We start from the raw sequence: 18,734 nt of genomic DNA on the forward strand, positions 1-18,734 counted from the left end.
CTTACCGTGTCGGTCCGGCCCTGCCAAGGGGCGCGCGGCGCGTGTCGTCGGACCGGCTTGAACATTCCGCGGAAAAGAACTAATCTGAACTGGATAGTTCAGCGTATCTCGCTATAAAGACGCATGGCCTGCCGGGTCACGTCCCTGTAAACTAGATTAGACGACGTCCAGAAAGCCTTTCCATGCGACTGTTTCCCATCCTCGCCGCCATCCTGGTCAGCGCGGCCATCTATGCGCTCGTGATGGAACGCGAGCGCATCGCCGCCCTCTTCGCCCCGGTCGAGGACACCGAACTGGCCGAGGCCGTCACGCCGGACACCGACGCGGCCGATCCGCTGGCCGAGACGCCCGAGGAACGCGACGGCACCGTCGGCGTCGTCGCCCTGAAATCCACCGCCCGCACCATCGACAGCGCCGTCACCGTCAGGGGCCAGACCGAGGCCGACCGCCAGGTCGAACTGCGCGCCGAAACCTCCGGCCAGATCGTCTCGGACCCTATCCGCAAGGGCGCCTTCGTCGAAGAGGGCGAAACCCTCTGCCAGCTTGACCCCGGCACGCGCGAGGCCAACCTGGCCGAGGCGCTGGCCCGTCTCGCCGAGGCCAAGTCCCGCATCCCCGAGGCCGAGGCCGCCGTTCCCGAGGCCGAGGCCCGCATCCAGGAAAGCCGCGCCCGCCTGGTCGAGGCCCGCGCCGTGCTGAACGAGGCCGAGATCAACGCCAACGCCGCCGAAACGCTTTCCACGGACGGCTTCGCCTCGCAGACCCGCGTGGCCCAGACCCGCGCCGCCGTCGAAGGCGCCAAGGCCCAGATCACCAGCGCCGAGGCCGCGCTCAAGGCCGCCCAGTCGGGCGAGGAAACCGCCGCCGCGGGCATCGAGGCCGCCCGCTCGGGCGTCCAAAGCGCCGAGGCCGCCGTGGCCTCGGCCCGCAAGGATATCGACCGGCTGACCATCAAGGCGCCGTTCTCGGGCCTGCTGGAATCCGACACCGCCGAGCTTGGCAGCTTCCTTCAGGCCGGCACGCTCTGCGCCACCGTGATCCAGCTCGATCCGATCATGCTGGTGGGCTACATCCCCGAAACCGAGATCGGCAAGGTCTCGCTCGGTGCACCCGCGACCGCGCGGCTCGCGTCAGGCGGCAGTGTCGAAGGCGAGGTCACATTCATCTCCCGCGCCGCCGATCCCACCACCCGCACCTTCCGCGTCGACATCCGCGTCCCGAACGAGGATCTCGCCCTGCGCGACGGCCAGACCGCCGAGATCAACATCGAGTCCGAAGGTCTCAAGGCGCATCTTCTTCCCCAATCCGCCCTCACGCTCGACGATGACGGCGCGCTCGGGGTCCGCATCGTGACCCCCGACAAGACCGCAGAGTTCAAGCCCGTCACCCTGGTGCGCGACACCGCCACCGGCGTCTTCGTCACCGGCCTGGATGAAACCTCCGAGGTCATCATCATCGGGCAGGAATTCGTCTCGGACGGCGTGCCCGTCAAACCCACCTACCGCGAGGCGATCCAATGACCGGCATCGTCGACTGGGCCGCCTCCCGCGCCCGGATGGTGATCGCCTTCATCATCCTCTCCATCGTCGCGGGCACCACCGCCTATATCTCCCTTCCCAAGGAAGGTGAGCCGGATATCGAGATCCCGGCCCTCTTCGTGTCCGTCAACTTCCCCGGCATCTCGGCCGAGGATTCCGAAAAGCTTCTGGTCAAGCCAATGGAAACCGAGCTGTCGGATCTCGACGGTCTCAAGGAAATGACCGGCACCGCGGCCGAAAACTATGCCGGCGTGGCGCTGGAATTCGAATTCGGCTGGGACAAGACCCAGATCATGGCCGACGTCCGTGATGCCATGAACGCCGCCGAGGCCGATTTTCCCGAAGGCGCCGAGCAATACACGATCAACGAGATCAACTTTTCCGAATTCCCCATCATCATCGTGTCGCTTTCCGGTCCGGTGCCCGAACGCACGCTGGCCCGCATCGCCAAGGACCTGCAGGACCGCCTCGAAGGGCTGGAACCGGTGCTCGAGGCCGGCATCGCCGGCAACCGCGACGAGATGGTCGAGGTGGTCATCGACCCCCTGCGGCTCGAAGCCTACAACGTCACCGCGGGCGAGCTTCTGAACGTCGTCCAGAACAACAACCAGCTTATCGCGGCGGGCGAGGTCGACAGCGCGCAGGGTGCGTTCTCGGTCAAGATCCCCTCGTCCTTCGACGACACCGGCGACATCTACGCCCTGCCGGTCAAGACCAATGGCGACCGTGTCGTGACGCTGGGCGATCTCGCGCGCATCAACCTGACGTTCGAGGACCGCGTCGGCACCGCGCGCTACAACGGCGAGACGGCCATCGCCCTGCAAGTGGTCAAGCGCAAGGGCTTCAACATCATCGACACCACAGCCCTCGTCCGCGAGGTCGTGGCAGAGGCCGAGGATGACTGGCCGTCAGAGCTTCAGGTCGCGGTGCAGGTCGACACCTCGAACGATCAGTCGCGCATCATCGCCTCCATGGTCTCACAGCTCGAAGGCTCGGTGCTGACCGCCATCGCGCTGGTGATGATCGTCACGCTGGCCGCACTCGGCATCCGTCCCGCGCTGCTCGTGGGCTTCGCCATTCCCACCTCGTTCCTGCTGTGCTTCGCGCTTCTGGCCGTGATGGGCGTGCCGGTCTCGAACATCGTAATGTTCGGCCTGATCCTCGCCGTGGGGATGCTGGTGGACGGCGCCATCGTCGTGGTCGAATACGCCGACAAGCAGATCGCCGAGGGCGAAGGCCCGATGCACGCCTACGTGGCCGCCGCCAAGCGCATGTTCTGGCCGGTGGTCAGCTCCACCGCCACCACGCTCTGCGCCTTTTTGCCGATGCTCTTCTGGCCCGGCGTGCCGGGGCAGTTCATGATGATGCTGCCCGTCACGCTCATCTTCGTGCTGTCGGCCTCGCTGCTGGTCGCGCTCGTGTACCTGCCCGTCATGGGCGGCGTCATGGGCCGCATCGAACGCTGGTTCACCCAGCGAATCGAGGCCATCGCGACGACCCACTGGTATTTGCACATCGCGCTCGCGGTGCTGGCCGTGGGCGCGCTCATGCTCGCGGGACAGGCCATCGGACCGCTGGCCCAGCAGGCCGGCGCGCAATTCGCGGGCATGGACGGCGGCGACATCCTCGGTTCGGTCATCCCATCGCTACTCACCGCCTTCGGCCTCGGCCTCGGCATGGTCATCGCCGGTGGCGTGGCCCTCGCAGGGGCGCTCACTGCGCTTCTTTGCGCGCTGGCCCTCGTCCGCCGCCTGTCGCTCCTGTGGCAAAGCCTCGACGACTGGCAGGCCCGCAAGCTGCCCTTCCCCGCCGCGCGCGGCCTGATCTTCGCCGCCGCCGCCATCGGCGCTGCCTGGGCCTCCGGGATCGGCTGGCCCGCCGCCATCGCGCTCGCGCTCATCGTCTTCGCCGCCATCGCGATCCGGCAATACACCCGCCAGCGCCGCGCCGACCGCATCGACGCAGGCTACCGCCGCTCGCCTTTCGGCTGGGTCATCCACGCCATCGCCGCCAACCCGGTCATGCCGCTGGTGGCCTTCTGCGCGATCTTCGTCTTCGTCGGCACGGTGCTGATGTATTACGTGAACAACAACAACGGCACCGAGTTCTTCGTCGCCTCCGAACCCGAGAACGCCGTCGTCTATGTCCGCGCCCGCGGCAACCTCTCGATCGGCCAGAAGGACGCGCTGGTGCGCGAGGCGGAACAGGTCGTGCTCGAACACCCCAACGTCCTCTCGGCCTTCTCCTTCGCCGGCGACGGCGGCCTGAACAACAACACCGGCGGCGCGCAGCCCCCGCTCGACACCATAGGCCAGGTCCAGTTCGAACTCATCAAGTGGGAGGACCGCCCGACCACCTTTGAGACGTGGTTCACCGTCCCCATCCTCGACTTCGACGTGCAGCGCCGCGTGAACGACCCGGTGGCGGACGGCCAGCGCACCATCGACCAGCTGACCGCACAGCTTGAACAAATCCCCGGCATGAAGGTCGAGATCCTGTCGCTGGAACAAGGCCCCGCCTCGGCCAAGCCCGTGCACCTGCGCCTCAAGGGTGACAACTGGCAGGAGCTTCAGGAGTTCACCGCCCGCGCCCGCGAAAAGTTCGAAGAAACCCGCGGCTTGGAACTCATCGAGGACACGCTGCCCCTGCCCGGCATCGACTGGCAGATCGACGTGGACGTCGAAAAGGCCGGCCGCTTCGGCGCCGACGTGGCCACCGTCGGCGCCATGGTGCAGCTCGTCACCCGTGGCATCCTGCTCGACACCATGCGCGTGCCCTCCTCGGACGAGGAAATCGACATCCGCGTCCGCCTGCCCGCCGAAGACCGCGTGCTCTCCACCCTCGACACGCTCAAGGTCCGCACCGAGGACGGCCTCGTGCCGCTTTCGAACTTCATCACCCGACAGCCGGTGCCGAAACTGGCCCAGATCGACCGCGTCGACCAGACCCGCTATTTCGACGTCAAGGCCGCGGTGACCGACGGCCTCACGGTCACCCAGACCAATGAGAACGGCGAGGAAACCCAAGCGCCGCTCACCGCCAACGAGCGGATCGCGACCCTCACCGAATGGCTCGACAGCACCGAAATGCCGCGCAGCGTCTCCTATGAATGGACCGGCGACGCCGAAGATCAGGAAGAATCCGGCGCCTTCCTGCAACAGGCGTTCCTTGGCGCTCTGGGGCTGATGTTCATCATCCTGCTGGCGCAGTTCAACTCGGTCTACAACGCCGTGCTCGTGCTTCTGGCCGTGATTCTCTCCACCGCCGGCGTCCTCATCGGGATGCTGGTGATGAACCAGCCGTTTTCCATCATCATGACCGGCACCGGCATCGTGGCGCTCGCGGGCATCGTGGTGAACAACAACATCGTCCTGATCGACACCTACCAGGAATATTCCCGCTACATGCCCCGGATCGAGGCGATCACCCGCACGGCCGAGGCGCGCATCCGTCCCGTCCTGCTGACCACGATCACCACCATGGCGGGCCTTGCGCCGATGATGTTCGGCCTCAGCCTCGATTTCTTCGCCGGCGGCTACACCTTCAACAGCCCAACCGCGCTCTGGTGGAAACAGCTGGCCACCGCGGTCGTCTTCGGCCTCGGAATCGCCACCGTGCTCACGCTTGTCTTCACGCCTTCCATGCTGGCGCTGCGCATCTGGGCCACCACCTATGTCGCCTGGGGGGCGCAGCTTCTGGCCAAGCTCTCCTTCGGCCGCACCAGCCGCGCCGCCCGCGACTGGGCCTTGTCGCGCCAGGCCGCCCGCGTCCGCGCGCCCGAGATTATCTGGACCGAAGAGATCCCCGACACCGCCTACGAGGACGACACGAGCCAGCCCGAACTGGCGCTCGACGACGTCAAGGGCGTGCTGGCGGCCCGCAAGGCCGCGACGGAGGGCTCGGATGACGACGACGGCACGCCGCCCAAGGACAAATCCCTGCGCGCCGCCGAATGACACTCCCATAAGTTGCACCCCGCGCCACCATGTCAGATCACGGCGCGCTCAGCCTTTCGCGTCGGTCGACAGGTCCAGCGACATGACGCCCTGGTCCGCATCCGGCCCGCCCCCGACGAACAACACGACCGTCCCGACCTCAAGCTTCTGCCAAAGCTCGGGAAAATCGGCCTCTCGCGCGCGGAAAAGAGGATTCCCCGGCTCATCCGACCAGATATGGGCAATGCTTCCATCTTGCGAAAAATACAGGATCGTCCCGCGGCGCATGTTACCCCTTGCCTTGTGCGTCTCCAGCGTCGACCGCTCGCACCAAAACCAGAAGAACACTTGTAAAACAGGGGCCGCGAAGCCCCGCACATACGCGAGTCGTCAGACCTCTTCCACCGTGAAATAATCGGAATGACCCCAAAATCCAGAAAAGTTTCGTCACCCTCGGGACAGCAAGCCGTGCGGTCCGGAGTCCACCGGCTTGACCATCGCCGACCGGCAACCTCGGCCTCTTGCCGGCACAACGCGCCAGTACACTGATATGCAGCGCCCGTGCGTCGTGCCTCGTCGGAAACGATGATTCGGGCATCCGCCACCTCGTGACATCTTCAGTGCCAAAATCAATATGTCACAACCATGGCGACAGTAAGGCACGCGGCGCGCTCTGTCCTCAGGCGGCCCGCTCTCGCTCGCTCGCCTGCCGCGCCCAGAGACCCGCATAGCGCCCCTCCCGTGCCAACAGCTCGGCATGGGTGCCTTCCTCGACTATCCGGCCGTCCTCCAGCACCACGATGCGGTCGGCATCGGCCACCGTCGACAGACGGTGCGCGATGGTGATCACCGTGCGCCCCTCGCCCGCACGGCGCAGCGCGTCCTGGATGTCGCGTTCGGTCTCGGTATCCAGCGCGCTGGTGGCCTCGTCCAGCAACAGGATCGGCGGATCCTTCAGCAGCGTCCGCGCGATGCCCACACGCTGCTTTTCCCCGCCCGACAGCTTCAGCCCACGCTCGCCCACCTGCGTGTCATAGCCCTCGGGAAGCCCTTCGATGAACGCGTGGATCTGCGCCGCCTGCGCCGCCGCCTCGATATCGGCCTGCGTGGCCCCGTCGCGCCCATAGGCGATGTTGTACCCGATCGTGTCGTTGAACAGCACCGTGTCCTGCGGCACCACCCCGATGGCGCCGTGCAGGCTCTTCTGGGTCACGCTGCGCACATCCTGCCCGTCGATCTCCAGCGCGCCGCCGCTGACGTCATAGAACCGGAACAGCAGCCGCCCGATGGTGGACTTGCCCGACCCCGACGGCCCCACCAGCGCCACGGTCTCGCCCGCCGCCACATCCAGCGAAACGCCATGCAGGATCGGCCGTTCCGGGTCATAGCCAAAGGACACGTCGCGAAACCGCACCGACCCACCGTCGACTTTCAGGTCCTTTGCATCCGGATCGTCGGTCACGTCCGGCCGTTGCTCCAGCAGATCGAACATATGCGCCATATCCACCAGGCTTTGCCGGATCTCGCGATAGACCGTACCCAGAAAGTTCAGCGGCATGGTGATCTGGATCATGTAGGCGTTGACCATCACGAAATCGCCCACCGTCAGGTCACCGCTCTGCACGCCCACCGCGGCCATCACCATCACCGCCACCAGCCCGCCGGTGATCAGGAAACTTTGCCCGACATTCAGGAAAGCCAGCGAATAGGAGGTCTGCAAGGCCGCGCTCTCGTACCCTTCCATCGCCCGGTCATACCGCGCCGCCTCGCGCCCTTCGGCGCCGAAATACTTCACCGTCTCGAAATTCAGCAGGCTGTCGATCGCCTTCTGGTTGGCGTCGGTATCCTGATCGTTCATCCGCCGGCGCAGCTTCACGCGCCATTCCGTCACCTTGAAGGTAAAGATCGTGTAGGCCGCGATCACCGCCATCACCACGGCAAGATACGACCAGTCGAACAACGTCCACAGCACCGCGCCGATCATCAGCAGCTCCAGGATCAGCGGCCCGATCGAGAACAGCAGGAACCGCAGCAGGAATTCCACGCTTTTCACACCGCGCTCGATGATCCGGCTCAGCCCCCCGGTCTTGCGCGTCATATGAAACCGCATCGACATCTGGTGAATGTGCTGAAACGTCTCCAGCGCCAGCCGCCGCAGCCCGCGCTGCGCCACCGGTGCGAATATCGCGTCGCGCAACTGCTGAAAGCCCACGTTCATCAGCCGCGCCATGCCATAGGCCACGGTCAGCCCGATCGCGCCTGCGCCCAGCATCCAGGCCGCCTCCCGGCCCTCGCCAGCCAACTGATCCACCGCCGCCTTGTAGAAAAACGGCGTGCCCACCGCCACGACCTTGGCCAGCACCAGCGCGATCATCGCCAGCACGACCTTGCGCTTGGCCCAGGTCTGTCCTTCGGGCCACAGGTACGGGGCCACGCGCCGGATCACCTGAAGCGCGTTGTCCGGCATTTCCGTCGCTGTCGTGGGTCTGCGCCGCATCTGATCTCCTTCGTCCCTCCGCTGACATAGGCCAAGCCCGCCCGCAAGACCAGCGGCAGGACCGCACAGACCTGTCGCACTTTCCGCAAGGACGCCGGAACCAATTCCGCCGGCCCGCGTTACAATGCCAACGGCAGGCATCGTGCCTTATGAACGGAGAAAGAAAATGCGTATCATCGCAGCACTTACCGCCCTTTTCGCCCTCGCCGCGTGCGAGACGACCGAAGGGTTCGGGCGCGACCTGTCCAACCTCGGCGACAGCATCGAGGAAGAGGCCGAAGAAAACGATTGAGCCCTCTTTCAAGCGGCGTCGTGATCCCCCGATCCAAACTCGATCACGGCGTTCGCCAGGGAAAGTTACAAGGCCCCGGCGCGGATCCCGCGTCGGGGTTTTCCTTTGGCGGGCCTACTCCACCGCCACCTGGTCGGGGATGGTAAAGACCTGACCGGGGTAAATCAGGTCGGGGTCGCGGATGCGGTCGCGATTGGCCTCGAAGATCCGCACATATTCGATCCCCTCGCCGTAATTGCGCCGCGAGATCCCCCACAGCGTGTATCCCGGCTGCACCGTCACCGCCTGCACCAGCTTGCCCGCCTGCGTGGCCTCGGCCAGCAGCGTCTCGTCCTCGCGCTTGAACGGCGTCTCGACCCGGCTGGTGACGTTGCCATCGGCATCCACCTCGTCGATCCGCAGGGTATAGACGCCGGTATCCACCTCGGGCAACTCGGTGTCCCAGCTGCCGTCCGCCTCGATCCGCGAGGTCGTGACCGGCGTGTTGTCCAGATACACACGCACGAACCCGTCGCGCGCGCCCCGGCCCGACAATTCCACGCCGCCGGTGTCGGAATAGCTGATCGCGTCCAGCGCCACCACCGACATCACCTCGGGGCTGGCGTCTCCGGGCGCAGGCTGGATCACCCGCACGCCGTCCTTGTCAGACATCAGCACCGCCGCGCCGGGCGCGGGATCGCTGGTCTCCTGGCCGGACCCACCATCGCTTGCGGCGACGGCGGTTTGCGCGGCGCCTGACGTGTCGCTACCCTGCCCCGTCTCGGCCCCGCCGCTCGCGGCAAGGGTGTCCACAGCGTCATCTTCTGCCCCCAAGGCCGCGGCGCGCTCCGTTCCGGCCGCGCCGGTCGCCGCACTCGTCGGCGGGTCGTCCGCGCTCGCGCTGGCGGCCCCGGTCCCCGCCTCGGTCACGCCGTCCTGCCCGTCCTCGGCCTCGGTTTGGGCATCCGCAACGCCGCCCGTTTCGCTTTCCGCGCCGGTCGCGCTCTCGGGCGCCGGTTGCGCCACTTCCGCCTGGCCCGTGCCCGCGTCGGCGCTCTCATCCGCCGGATCCAACAGCGCAACCGTCTCGACCTCGCGGTCAGGCGCGCTCGCCACGGTCTGGCGCGCCGTCTCCTCCGGCTCAGCGGTCTCGACCGGCTCGGAAGCCTGCGCTTGCGCCATATCATCCGTCTCGGCCGGGCGCGTTACCGCCCCGGCCTCGGCCCGGTCCGCGGTCTCCGCCTCGGGCGTCTCAGGTATCGCAGCCGTATCCGCCGTCGCGGCCTCCGCCTCTACCGCATCCGGCTGCTTGGCCGCACGCAGCGGCGCGATAATGATCTGGCCTTCGCTTTCCACGTCCTCGCCGGTCTCGGGCGAGCGCATGGTCAGCGACAGAATCCGCGGCTCCTCGCTCGGGTCGACCGTCACGAACTCGACGAACTCGCCATTGCCCTCCGGTACGAAACTGCGCAGCACGTCCCGGTCCAGCCGGATCGCGGTCTCCCAACCCGGCTCGGCCCGCCCGGCCACCAGCATCCGGCCATCCGGGTCCAGCCTGAAGGTATTCACCTTCGGCGGCCCCGGCATCTCGGGTGTGGGCTGAGTCTCTGCCGTATCGGCGGACACATCGCCTTCGGCCTCGGCGGGCGCGTCCGACGCTTCCGTCTCGGTCCCGGTCTCGGCCCCAGCGGTCTCTCCGCTTTGCTCGTCCTGCGGCACCTCCGGCGCGCTCAGACCCGCGGGCTGCGGCGCATCTTCAGCGGGCCCGAACACCCCGCCGGCGATCAGCCCGCCCACGACCACAGCCGCCCCGACCGCCCCGGCGATCCAGATCCCTTGCCCCCCTGCCATGCCAGACAGCTTGCTCATATGCATTTCCCCCAACCGCGCGACAGCTCTGCGGTTGCGAGAGTTTAGCAACACCGGCTAAAACGGTCAAAAGAAGCCCCTCCAGCCATCGGTGATTTCATGTTCAAGCGTTCCGTCTGTGTCTTTTGTGGCTCACGCAAAGGGCGCAACCCGGCCCATGAGGCCGCCGCCACGGACCTCGGCACCGCCCTCGCGCAGAACGACATGCGGCTGGTCTACGGCGCGGGCGACGTGGGGCTGATGGGGGCCGTGGCGCGCGCGGCCCAGGCCGCGGGCGGCGAAACCTTCGGCGTCATTCCCGACCACCTCGTGAAATGGGAGGTCGGCAAGACCGATCTCACCCGCTACATCGTCACCGAGACGATGCACGAGCGCAAGAAAGTCATGTTCATGAACTGCGACGCGGTGGTGGTCCTGCCGGGCGGCGCAGGCTCGCTCGACGAGTATTTCGAGGTTCTCACCTGGCGCCAGATCGGCCTGCATGAAAAACCGGTTTTCCTATTGAATACAGAAGGCTACTGGACAAAGCTCATACATCTTATCGACCATGTCATCGACGAGGGCTTCGCCGACGCCTCCCTGCGCGACTACACCACCGTCGTGGACACGGTTCAGGACCTGATGGACGGCCTCGGCGCCACGGGCCGGTAACGCCAGCGCGCCAGGCTATAAAGCGCCAGCGCGGCCCAGATCATGGCAAAGGCGACCATGTGCCAGCCCGTAAAGGGCTCGGCGAAAATCACGACGGCCACCGCGAATTGCAGGCTGGGATTGAGGTAAGACAGCACCCCCACGCTCGCCAGGTCGATCCGCCGCGCGCCATAGCTGAACAGGATCAGCGGCGTCGCCGTCATCGGACCCGCCAGCATCAGCGTCAGCGCCAGCGGCCAGGATCCGCCCATCACCGCCCCGCCCTGCGCCGCCGACCACGCCAGCCATGCCAGCGCCGGTCCGACCAGCAAAAGCGATTCCGCCGTCACCGACACGACCGGCCCCATGTCCAGCCGCTTCTTCACCGCACCATAGGCGCCGAAACTCAGCGCGATCCCCAGCGCGATCCACGGCGCCACGCCAAGCCCGGCGGTCAGCACCACCACCGCCAGCGCCGCCAGCAGCACCGCCAGCGTCTCGCCCCGGCCCAGCCGTTCGCCAAAGAACATCAACCCGAACAGCACCACGACCAGCGGAAAGATGTAATAGCCCAGGGAGGCCTCCAGCGCCTGGTCCGACTTGATGGCCCAGACGAACAACATCCAGTTGAACCCGATCAGCAGCGACGCCGCCGCCAGAACCCGCAGCGTGCGCCCAGCACGCAACGCCCGGAACGGCACCGCCACCCGGCCCTGCACGCTCAGGATCAGCATAAAGAACACCGCCCCCCAGATCGTGCGATGCGCCAGCACGTCCAGCACAGGCAACCCGGCCAGCAGCTTGTAAAACAGGCCCGAAAGCCCCCAGACGGTACAGGCCAGAATTATGGCGGCGACGCCCTTGGCGGTTTCGGTCATGCGGGATGGCTCCGACAAGAAAACCCCCGGCCAATCGGCCGGGGGCTGAAAATCAGTGAGCTGTCGCAGGCACTTACATGCGGCTTGCGACGTTCTCCCAATTGACGAGCTTGTCGAGGAAGTTCGACAGGTAGTCGGGCCGCTTGTTGCGGAAGTCGATGTAGTAGGAATGCTCCCACACGTCACAACCCAGCAGCGCCGTCTGGTTGAAGCACACCGGGTTCACGCCGTTCTCGGTCTTGGTGACCTTCAGGCTGCCATCGGTGTCCTTGACCAGCCACGCCCAGCCCGAGCCAAACTGACCGCCACCGGCGGCCTTGAACTCATCCTTGAACTTGTCGACCGAACCAAAGCTTTCGGTGATCGCCTTTTCCAGCTCACCCGGCATCTTGCTGTCGTTCGGGGTCATCATCTCCCAGAACTGGTTGTGGTTCCACAGCTGGCTGATGTTGTTGAAGATGCCCGACTGCGCCACGGCGTTGGGATCATAGGTGCCCTTGATGATCTCCTCCATGGACTTGCCGTCCCACTCGGTCCCCTCGATCGCCTTGTTGCCGTTGTTGACATAGGCGTTGTGGTGAATGTCGTGGTGGTATTCCAGCGTCTCCTTCGACATGCCTTTGCCGGCAAGCGCGTCATGTGCGTAAGGAAGATCGGGAAGTTCAAAAGCCATTTCGGGCCCCCTTTTCTTTGAGGTGATATTTCGCGACTACATGGTAGCGTTAAGGGATCAACGTCAAGGCTGATGTTTTGTTCCTGCGCTCCGGGCGTGCTGTGCGCCATCGCAGATCATTGCCCGGCGCGCGGACCAAAGGCCCGACATGGCCGCGCCGCCCACGCCGTCCCGGACCTGCGTAGGGTGGGTGAAAACCCACGCGCGCCCCGAAAGGCAGGACGCGCTGACCCTTACGCGAATAGCCCGGTCTCGCCCCCCGGCGCCGCCGCATCCTTCAACAGGTTGAACGCATATTCCGCCACCGACCGGAAGCACACCACCCGGATCGTCTCGGCATCGACCATCCAGAACGCCGCCGCGATCTGCGCCATGCGCGTCCGCCGGATCATCCCCGGCTCGAACGCGCCGGGTGCCATGTCCACCGGGCACAGCTTGGCGATGATCTCGCGCGCCGCCGCGCCCTTCAACTGGAACACCGCCCGAGCGTCCGACACGTTGACGGCCAGAAAATGCTCGCCGCTCAGCGCCGCCTCAACCGCCGCCAACGCGTCCGCGACGCCCTCATAGGGCACCATCAGCAGCAATTCGTCCGGCGACATCCACGCCGCGCCCTTCTCCCCGGCAACCGCGATCTCGCGCTGCCCGGGCAGGTCTACGCCGCACGCGTCCTTCACGGCTTTCTTCATCTTGGCCGAGGACAGATCCCCGCGCAGCGTGATCATGCCCACCAGGCCCATCTCCCGGACCTCCACGTAGCCTTGGTAAACTGCGCCTTGCAAAGCACTGACAGCCTTAGACATTCTGCTTCTCCCCTTCAGGGTCGTAAAAGACCGCGCTGACGATCTTGGTGGGCACGGTGGTGCCGTCGACCTTGGCGAACTCGATCACCTCGCCCATCCGGTCCGGGCCATGCTTCACCAGCCCCATGGCAATGCCGCGATCCAGCGTCGGCGAATAATAGGTCGAGGTCACCCGCCCCTGCACATTGCGCTGCCCGTTGGCGTTGTCGCCCTCGGCCACGCAATAGGCCCCGTCGGGCAGGACCGATCCGTCCACCGTCTGCAGGCCCACCAGCTGCCACCGCTCGGGGTCGGCCATATGGCTCCGCTGCTGCGCCCGCTTGCCGATATAGTCGTCCTTCTTCTTGGAAATAGCCCAGTCCATCCCCAGGTCCTGCGGAATGACCGTGCCATCCGTCTCGTCCCCGATCATGATGAACCCCTTCTCGGCCCGCATCACGTGCAGCCCTTCGGTGCCGTAAGGCATCACGCCGAACTCTTTCCCGGCTTCCAGCAGCTGATCCCAGAACGCCCGGCCCTGGCTCGCCGGCACGGCAATCTCGTAGGACAATTCGCCCGAGAACGAGATCCGAAACACCCGCGCGGTCACATCGCCAAAGTCGATGTCCTGCCACGCCATGAACGGCAGCGCCTCGGCGCTCAGATCCGCATCGGTCAGCTTTTCCAAGGCTTTACGAGCATTCGGCCCGACCACGCCAATCTGCGCATATTGCTCGGTCACGTTGGCGACATAGACTTTCCAGTCCCACCACTCGGTCTGCAGCCACTCTTCCATATGGGCATGGATGCTGTCCGCGCCGCCCGTGGTGGTGTGGCACAGGAACGTGTCCTCATCCAGCCGCGCCACCACGCCGTCATCCATCAGGAACCCGTTCTCGCTGCACATCAGGCCATAGCGGCAGCGCCCCGGCTTCAGCGTGCTCATCATGTTGGTGTAGAGCATGTCGAGGAACCTCCCCGCATCCGGCCCCTTCACGATCAGCTTGCCCAGCGTCGAGGCATCCAGCAGCCCAAGGCTCCCGCGCGTTTGGTTGATCTCGCGCTTGACGGCAGCCGAAATTTCCTCGCCCGGGTTCTGACGGAAGGTGTAGGGGCGCCGCCAGTGACCCACCGGCTCCCAATAGGCGCCGTTCGCCTCGTGCCAGTCATGCATCGGCGTCTTGCGCAGCGGCTGGAAGATCTCGCCCCGCGCCTCGCCCGCGATCGACGCCATGGAAATCGGCGTATAGGGCGGCCGGAACGTGGTCGTCCCGGTCTGCGGAATCGGCTGGTTCAGCGCATCCGACAGGATCGCCAGCCCGTTGATATTGCTCAGCTTGCCCTGATCCGTCGCCATGCCCAGCGTGGTATAGCGCTTGGCGTGCTCGACGCTTTCATAGCCTTCGCGCGCCGCCAGCTGCACGTCGCTGACCTTCACGTCGTTCTGGTAATCCAGCCACGACTTCATCCGCAGCTTCACATTCGCACCTTGCGGCATCATCCAGATCGGCTGAATGAGGTTGCTCTTCAGCTCCGCCGCCTCGGGCTTCGTCGCCTCCTTCGGCGTCTTGCCCACGGCCTCGGCCGCCGCACGCCCGGCCTCTTCGGCATCGGCCAAGACAGCACCCAGATCCAGTTCGCCACTCGCGGTCCCGGCTGTCGACACATAGGCCTCTCCCGACGCGCCCGTAGGGGCCTTTTCGGGGTCGGGCCGGAACATCGCCTGCTGCTCGTCCCAGATCAGCTTGCCACCACAATGCGACCACAAATGCACCACCGGCGACCAGCCGCCGGACATGGCAACCGCGTCGCACGCGATCTCTTCCAGGACCGAGCCTTCGCCGGCTTGTGCACAGATACCCACACCCGTCACGCGCTTGCCGCCCTTGACCTTTGCGATGCCCTTGCCGGTCTCCACCCGGATGCCCGCCGCCTTGGCCTTTTCGGCCAGAACGCCCGCGCCCGCCGCCCGCGCGTCGATGATCGCCGGCACGTCCAGACCGGCCGCTTTCAGCGCCAGCGCGGTCAGGTAGGCGTCGTCGTTGTTGGTCACGACAACCGTACGGTCCCCGACGGAAACCCCATAATTCACGACGTAATCGCGCACCGCCGAGGCCAGCATCACGCCCGGCACATCGTTCCCGGCAAAGCTCAGGGGGCGCTCGATCGCACCTGTCGCGGTCACGATCTGACCGGCGCGAATGCGCCACAGACGGTGCCGTGGCCCTTGCGCGCCTGGCTTGTGATCGTTCACCCGCTCATAGCCCAGCAGATAGCCGTGGTCGTAAACGCCCGCGCCCATCATACGCAAACGCATGTCGACATTGGACATCTCGCCCAGTTCAGCGACCAATTCATCCACGAACTTGTCCACAGGCCCGTCATCGACAGTCGCGTCGTAAAGCGGACCATCCACCGGCGTACGCCCGCCCCACGCGGCGGTCTGTTCCATCAACAGCACCTTGGCGCCCGACGCCCCCGCCGCACGGGCCGCCATCAGCCCCGCGACACCGCCGCCGATCACCACCACGTCGTAGAACGCGTAAAGATGCTCGTAGGTGTCGCCGTCCTTGTCCTTGGGCGCTTTGCCCAGGCCCGCCGACTGGCGGATGAACGGCTCGTAGACATGCTTCCACAGGGGGCGCGGATGGATGAACATCTTGTAGTAGAACCCGGCGGGCAAAAACCGCGACAGCTTGGCGTTCACCGCGCCCACGTCGAACTCCAGGCTCGGCCAGTGGTTCTGGCTCGTCGCCTCCAGCCCGTCGAAAAGCTCCGTCGTCGTGACCCGCTGGTTCGGCTCGAACGTCTCGCCCCGGCCCATGTTGACCAGCCCGTTGGGCTCTTCCCCGCCCGACGCCACGATCCCGCGCGGGCGGTGATACTTGAACGACCGGCCCACCAGCATCTGGTCATTGGCCAGCAGCGCCGACGCCAGCGTGTCGCCCTCGTAGCCTTTCAACCGCTTGCCGTTGAAGGTGAATTCCATCGCGTGCGCCTTGTTAACAAGACGCCCGCCATCTGCCAGACGCGTGCTCATGAAAACTCTCTCCAGCTCCAGCCCGGCACACGGGCCGAGATCTTGTCCTTGATGTCCTTCGGCGGCTCGGTGGTCTGCGCGGGATACGTCCCGTAGACCTCCAGCGTCACCGTGTTGCGCGCGGCATGAAACCACTTGCCGCAGCCATTGGTGTGCCGCCAGCGTTCCAGGTGCACGCCCTTGGGGTTCTCCCGCTTGAAAAGGTACCCATGGAAATCGTCATCGCTGGCACCGGGGCCGAACCGCTTCAGATGCGCCTCGCCACCGCCAGTGAACTCGGTTTCCTCGCCCTTCACCCCGCAATAGGGACATTCCAGGATCAGCATGACATCCACCTTTCCATGTTGCGTGCATCCCGCACGACTTTGAGTCCGCGTGCCCCGGGCACGACAAAGGCGGGCGCCGACTGGCACCCGCCCATTGGATTGCGATCACCCCCGCCGAAGCGAGGCGTGCTATTCCGCGACTGCAGCCGTGCCTGCCGCGCCGTCTGCCGCGTCGTCCGGCACGATGAAGCCTTCAGGCACTTGGGACAGGTCCGGCACGGTGCCGTTGCCCAGCGAGCCGGCAAAGACCAGCGCGCCCAGCGCGACGACGACAACAAGCACCCAGAAGAGACCCGCACTGCCCGCGTCATGGACGGGCATCCCATAGCCGCGCCGCTGCTGCCATCGTTCGTAGTCAGACATCTCTCGAACTCCTCATGGTGGGAGTTCAACCATGCGCCCCTCAAGGCGCACGCGGAAGAACCGGCAAAACCCCGCTCAGGGTTTGGGCCGGTTCCCGCAACTTCTGCGCGAACGGATGCGCCGCTTTCCGCCACATGTGCGCGCAGCGACACAGGGACGTCACACGCCCCTGCATCGAACCATATCGCGGTCTCGTGGCCAGATGCGGCCCCGCGAATGTTACTGCTGAGTGTCGCTCTCGACGTTTTCGGCAGCGTTCTCAACGTCCTGGGCAGCGCCCTCGACGTTTTCCGCAGCCCCTTCCACGGCGTCGGCCGCATCGTTGGCCGCGTCGGCCACGTCATCTGCCGCATCACCCGAGGTTTCGACCGACACGTTGACGTCCGACGACTCGGATCCGCCGATGAGGTCTCCACCACCGCCGTTGTCGCCGAAGATGACCCAGGCGATGACGCCCACGGCGACGACAAGACCGCCGACGATGAACGCCATGGTTCCGCCGCCACCGGATCGCTGCGGCGGGGGGGTGTGGTTGTTGTTGTTATGATCGGACATGTCGGTTCTCCGTTCCTTCTGGATTCCGACACCTTAACGCCCGATATGCCAAGGCGGTTCCCCATCAGTGCGCGACCCCCGCGGCAACGCTCTCGTCGATGAACCGGCCCTCGTAGAACCGCTCCAGCCCGAACTCGGCGGTCAGCGGCGAATACCCCTTGGCCATCAGCTCGGCAAAGCCCCAGCCACTGCCCGGGATCGCCTTGAACCCGCCCGTGCCCCAGCCGCAATTGATGAACACGTTCTCCACCGGCGTCTTCGACAGGATGGGCGAGCGGTCGCCGGTCATGTCCACGATCCCGCCCCATTGCCGCAGCATCTTCAGACGGCTGATCATCGGGAAGGTCTCGATCAGCGCCCGCACCGTTTCCTCGATGTGATGGAAGCTGCCCCGCTGGGTATAGTTGTTGTAGCCATCAGCCCCACCGCCGATCACCATCTCGCCCTTGTCCGACTGGCTCATGTAGCCATGCACCGTGTTAGCCATCACCACCACGTCCATGCAGGGCTTGATCGGCTCGCTCACCAGCGCCTGCAGCGCCACGCTTTCGATCGGCAGGCGGAACCCGGCCATGTCCGCCAGATGCCCTGAATGCCCCGCCACCACGATGCCCAGCTTGTCACACGCAATGTCACCCTTGTTGGTGCTCACCCCCGTGACCTTGCCGCCCTCGGTGCGGATGCCGCTGACTTCACATTTCTGGATCACGTCCATGCCCATGGCCGAGCACGCCCGTGCATAGCCCCAGGCCACCGCGTCGTGCCGCGCCGTGCCGCCGCGCGCCTGCCACAGCCCGCCCAGCACCGGGTACCGCGGACCCTCCAGGTTGATGATCGGGCACAGCTCCTTGACGCGGCTGGGACTGATGAACTCGGTCTTCACGCCCTGCAATGCGTTGGCGTGGGCCGTCCGCTCGTATCCCCGCACCTCGTGCTGGGTCTGGGCCAGCATGATCACGCCGCGCGGGCTGAACATGATGTTGTAGTTCAGGTCCTGGCTCAGCGTCTCGTACAGGCTGCGCGATTTCTCGTACATCGCCGCCGACGCATCCTGCAGGTAGTTCGAGCGGATGATCGTCGTGTTCCGCCCGGTGTTGCCACCGCCCAGCCAGCCTTTCTCAAGGATCGCCACGTTCCGGATCCCGTGGTTCTTGCCCAGGTAATAGGCCGTCGCCAACCCGTGCCCGCCCGCGCCGATGATGATCGCATCGTATTTCTTCTTGGGCTCCGGGCTGGCCCAGGCACGCTCCCACCCCATGTGGTATTTCAGCGCTTCTTTCGCGACGGCAAAGGCGGAATAACGTTTCATCAGGCGGGTCTCGCTCATGGCATAGAAAGGGTCAGGCGCGGAACAGATTCGCCCCGGCACCTTGTCAT

Annotated in this window: 15 protein-coding genes; 4 read left to right on the plus strand and 11 right to left on the minus strand. The window is 65.6% G+C overall.

The window, feature by feature from the left end; translation table 11 throughout:
• Positions 1-182: 182 nt before the first annotated feature.
• Both XM53_RS12115 and XM53_RS12120 read left to right on the plus strand, forming a co-directional pair.
• A complete protein-coding gene (locus tag XM53_RS12115; RefSeq protein ID WP_057793638.1) occupies positions 183-1,520 on the plus strand; it encodes an efflux RND transporter periplasmic adaptor subunit in 1,338 nt (445 codons plus the stop codon).
• Positions 1,517-5,494, plus strand: a complete 3,978-nt coding sequence (locus XM53_RS12120; protein WP_082630964.1) for an efflux RND transporter permease subunit — start codon at positions 1,517-1,519, stop codon at positions 5,492-5,494. The genes XM53_RS12115 and XM53_RS12120 overlap by 4 nt, the downstream gene beginning before the upstream one ends.
• 48 nt (positions 5,495-5,542) lie before the next feature.
• Here the strand turns inward: XM53_RS12120 and XM53_RS12125 are convergent, their stop codons facing one another.
• Complete coding sequence (locus tag XM53_RS12125; RefSeq protein WP_057793640.1) at positions 5,543-5,761, minus strand: hypothetical protein; 219 nt, start codon at positions 5,759-5,761, stop codon at positions 5,543-5,545.
• Positions 5,762-6,152: 391 nt separating this feature from the next.
• Positions 6,153-7,970, minus strand: a complete 1,818-nt coding sequence (locus tag XM53_RS12130; RefSeq protein ID WP_057793642.1) for an ABCB family ABC transporter ATP-binding protein/permease — start codon at positions 7,968-7,970, stop codon at positions 6,153-6,155.
• Positions 7,971-8,136: 166 nt separating this feature from the next.
• Between XM53_RS12130 and XM53_RS12135 the strand changes: the two genes are divergently transcribed.
• Positions 8,137-8,262: an entericidin A/B family lipoprotein gene (locus XM53_RS12135; RefSeq protein WP_057793644.1), complete on the plus strand. Its 126-nt coding sequence runs from the start codon at positions 8,137-8,139 to the stop codon at positions 8,260-8,262.
• Between the two features lie 114 nt (positions 8,263-8,376).
• Here the strand turns inward: XM53_RS12135 and XM53_RS23725 are convergent, their stop codons facing one another.
• Positions 8,377-10,110: a LysM peptidoglycan-binding domain-containing protein gene (locus XM53_RS23725; RefSeq protein ID WP_057793645.1), complete on the minus strand. Its 1,734-nt coding sequence runs from the start codon at positions 10,108-10,110 to the stop codon at positions 8,377-8,379.
• 99 nt (positions 10,111-10,209) lie between these two features.
• On the opposite strand from XM53_RS23725, the gene XM53_RS12145 reads away from it, so the two are divergent.
• Entirely contained in the window at positions 10,210-10,761 is a 552-nt protein-coding gene (locus XM53_RS12145) for an LOG family protein (protein ID WP_057793647.1), read from the plus strand.
• Here the strand turns inward: XM53_RS12145 and rarD are convergent.
• From rarD to XM53_RS12185, 8 genes are all read right to left on the minus strand, one after another.
• Positions 10,722-11,618, minus strand: a complete 897-nt coding sequence (gene rarD / locus XM53_RS12150) for an EamA family transporter RarD (protein ID WP_057793649.1) — start codon at positions 11,616-11,618, stop codon at positions 10,722-10,724. The two genes, XM53_RS12145 and rarD, sit on opposite strands and share 40 nt — an antisense overlap.
• A 73-nt stretch (positions 11,619-11,691) precedes the next feature.
• The gene (locus XM53_RS12155; RefSeq protein WP_057793651.1) at positions 11,692-12,291 is read right to left on the minus strand and encodes a superoxide dismutase; all 600 of its coding nucleotides are present in this window, start codon (positions 12,289-12,291) and stop codon (positions 11,692-11,694) included.
• Positions 12,292-12,524: 233 nt separating this feature from the next.
• Positions 12,525-13,094 (minus strand): sarcosine oxidase subunit gamma, encoded by a 570-nt coding sequence (locus XM53_RS12160; protein WP_057793652.1) that lies wholly within the window; start codon positions 13,092-13,094, stop codon positions 12,525-12,527.
• Positions 13,087-16,113 (minus strand): sarcosine oxidase subunit alpha family protein, encoded by a 3,027-nt coding sequence (locus XM53_RS12165; protein WP_057793654.1) that lies wholly within the window; start codon positions 16,111-16,113, stop codon positions 13,087-13,089. Before XM53_RS12165 ends, XM53_RS12160 begins: the two co-directional genes overlap by 8 nt.
• Positions 16,110-16,439 (minus strand): sarcosine oxidase subunit delta, encoded by a 330-nt coding sequence (locus XM53_RS12170; RefSeq protein ID WP_057793656.1) that lies wholly within the window; start codon positions 16,437-16,439, stop codon positions 16,110-16,112. Before XM53_RS12170 ends, XM53_RS12165 begins: the two co-directional genes overlap by 4 nt.
• 129 nt (positions 16,440-16,568) lie before the next feature.
• Entirely contained in the window at positions 16,569-16,802 is a 234-nt protein-coding gene (locus XM53_RS12175; RefSeq protein WP_057793658.1) for a hypothetical protein, read from the minus strand.
• Positions 16,803-17,021: 219 nt separating this feature from the next.
• The gene (locus XM53_RS12180; RefSeq protein WP_057793660.1) at positions 17,022-17,357 is read right to left on the minus strand and encodes a hypothetical protein; all 336 of its coding nucleotides are present in this window, start codon (positions 17,355-17,357) and stop codon (positions 17,022-17,024) included.
• A gap of 64 nt (positions 17,358-17,421) precedes the next feature.
• Positions 17,422-18,666 carry a sarcosine oxidase subunit beta family protein gene (locus XM53_RS12185; RefSeq protein ID WP_057793767.1) on the minus strand — a complete coding sequence of 415 codons (1,245 nt, stop codon included), beginning with the start codon at positions 18,664-18,666 and terminating at the stop codon, positions 17,422-17,424.
• Positions 18,667-18,734: the final 68 nt, after the last annotated feature.

The sequence above is a fragment of the Roseovarius atlanticus genome (assembly GCF_001441615.1).
GTDB lineage: Bacteria > Pseudomonadota > Alphaproteobacteria > Rhodobacterales > Rhodobacteraceae > Roseovarius > Roseovarius atlanticus.

What these genes read in the sequence shown, in the direction of transcription:
- XM53_RS12155 (WP_057793651.1), bottom strand. Translation starts at nt 12,291, where the DNA reads ATGGCTTTTGAACTTCCCGATCTTCCTTACGCACATGACGCGCTTGCC.
- rarD (WP_057793649.1), bottom strand. Translation starts at nt 11,618, where the DNA reads ATGACCGAAACCGCCAAGGGCGTCGCCGCCATAATTCTGGCCTGTACC.
- XM53_RS12125 (WP_057793640.1), bottom strand. Translation starts at nt 5,761, where the DNA reads ATGCGCCGCGGGACGATCCTGTATTTTTCGCAAGATGGAAGCATTGCC.
- XM53_RS12130 (WP_057793642.1), bottom strand. Translation starts at nt 7,970, where the DNA reads ATGCGGCGCAGACCCACGACAGCGACGGAAATGCCGGACAACGCGCTT.
- XM53_RS12145 (WP_057793647.1), top strand. Translation starts at nt 10,210, where the DNA reads ATGTTCAAGCGTTCCGTCTGTGTCTTTTGTGGCTCACGCAAAGGGCGC.
- XM53_RS12180 (WP_057793660.1), bottom strand. Translation starts at nt 17,357, where the DNA reads ATGTCCGATCATAACAACAACAACCACACCCCCCCGCCGCAGCGATCC.
- XM53_RS12165 (WP_057793654.1), bottom strand. Translation starts at nt 16,113, where the DNA reads ATGAGCACGCGTCTGGCAGATGGCGGGCGTCTTGTTAACAAGGCGCAC.
- XM53_RS12160 (WP_057793652.1), bottom strand. Translation starts at nt 13,094, where the DNA reads ATGTCTAAGGCTGTCAGTGCTTTGCAAGGCGCAGTTTACCAAGGCTAC.
- XM53_RS12120 (WP_082630964.1), top strand. Translation starts at nt 1,517, where the DNA reads ATGACCGGCATCGTCGACTGGGCCGCCTCCCGCGCCCGGATGGTGATC.
- XM53_RS12175 (WP_057793658.1), bottom strand. Translation starts at nt 16,802, where the DNA reads ATGTCTGACTACGAACGATGGCAGCAGCGGCGCGGCTATGGGATGCCC.
- XM53_RS23725 (WP_057793645.1), bottom strand. Translation starts at nt 10,110, where the DNA reads ATGAGCAAGCTGTCTGGCATGGCAGGGGGGCAAGGGATCTGGATCGCC.
- XM53_RS12170 (WP_057793656.1), bottom strand. Translation starts at nt 16,439, where the DNA reads ATGCTGATCCTGGAATGTCCCTATTGCGGGGTGAAGGGCGAGGAAACC.
- XM53_RS12135 (WP_057793644.1), top strand. Translation starts at nt 8,137, where the DNA reads ATGCGTATCATCGCAGCACTTACCGCCCTTTTCGCCCTCGCCGCGTGC.
- XM53_RS12115 (WP_057793638.1), top strand. Translation starts at nt 183, where the DNA reads ATGCGACTGTTTCCCATCCTCGCCGCCATCCTGGTCAGCGCGGCCATC.
- XM53_RS12185 (WP_057793767.1), bottom strand. Translation starts at nt 18,666, where the DNA reads ATGAAACGTTATTCCGCCTTTGCCGTCGCGAAAGAAGCGCTGAAATAC.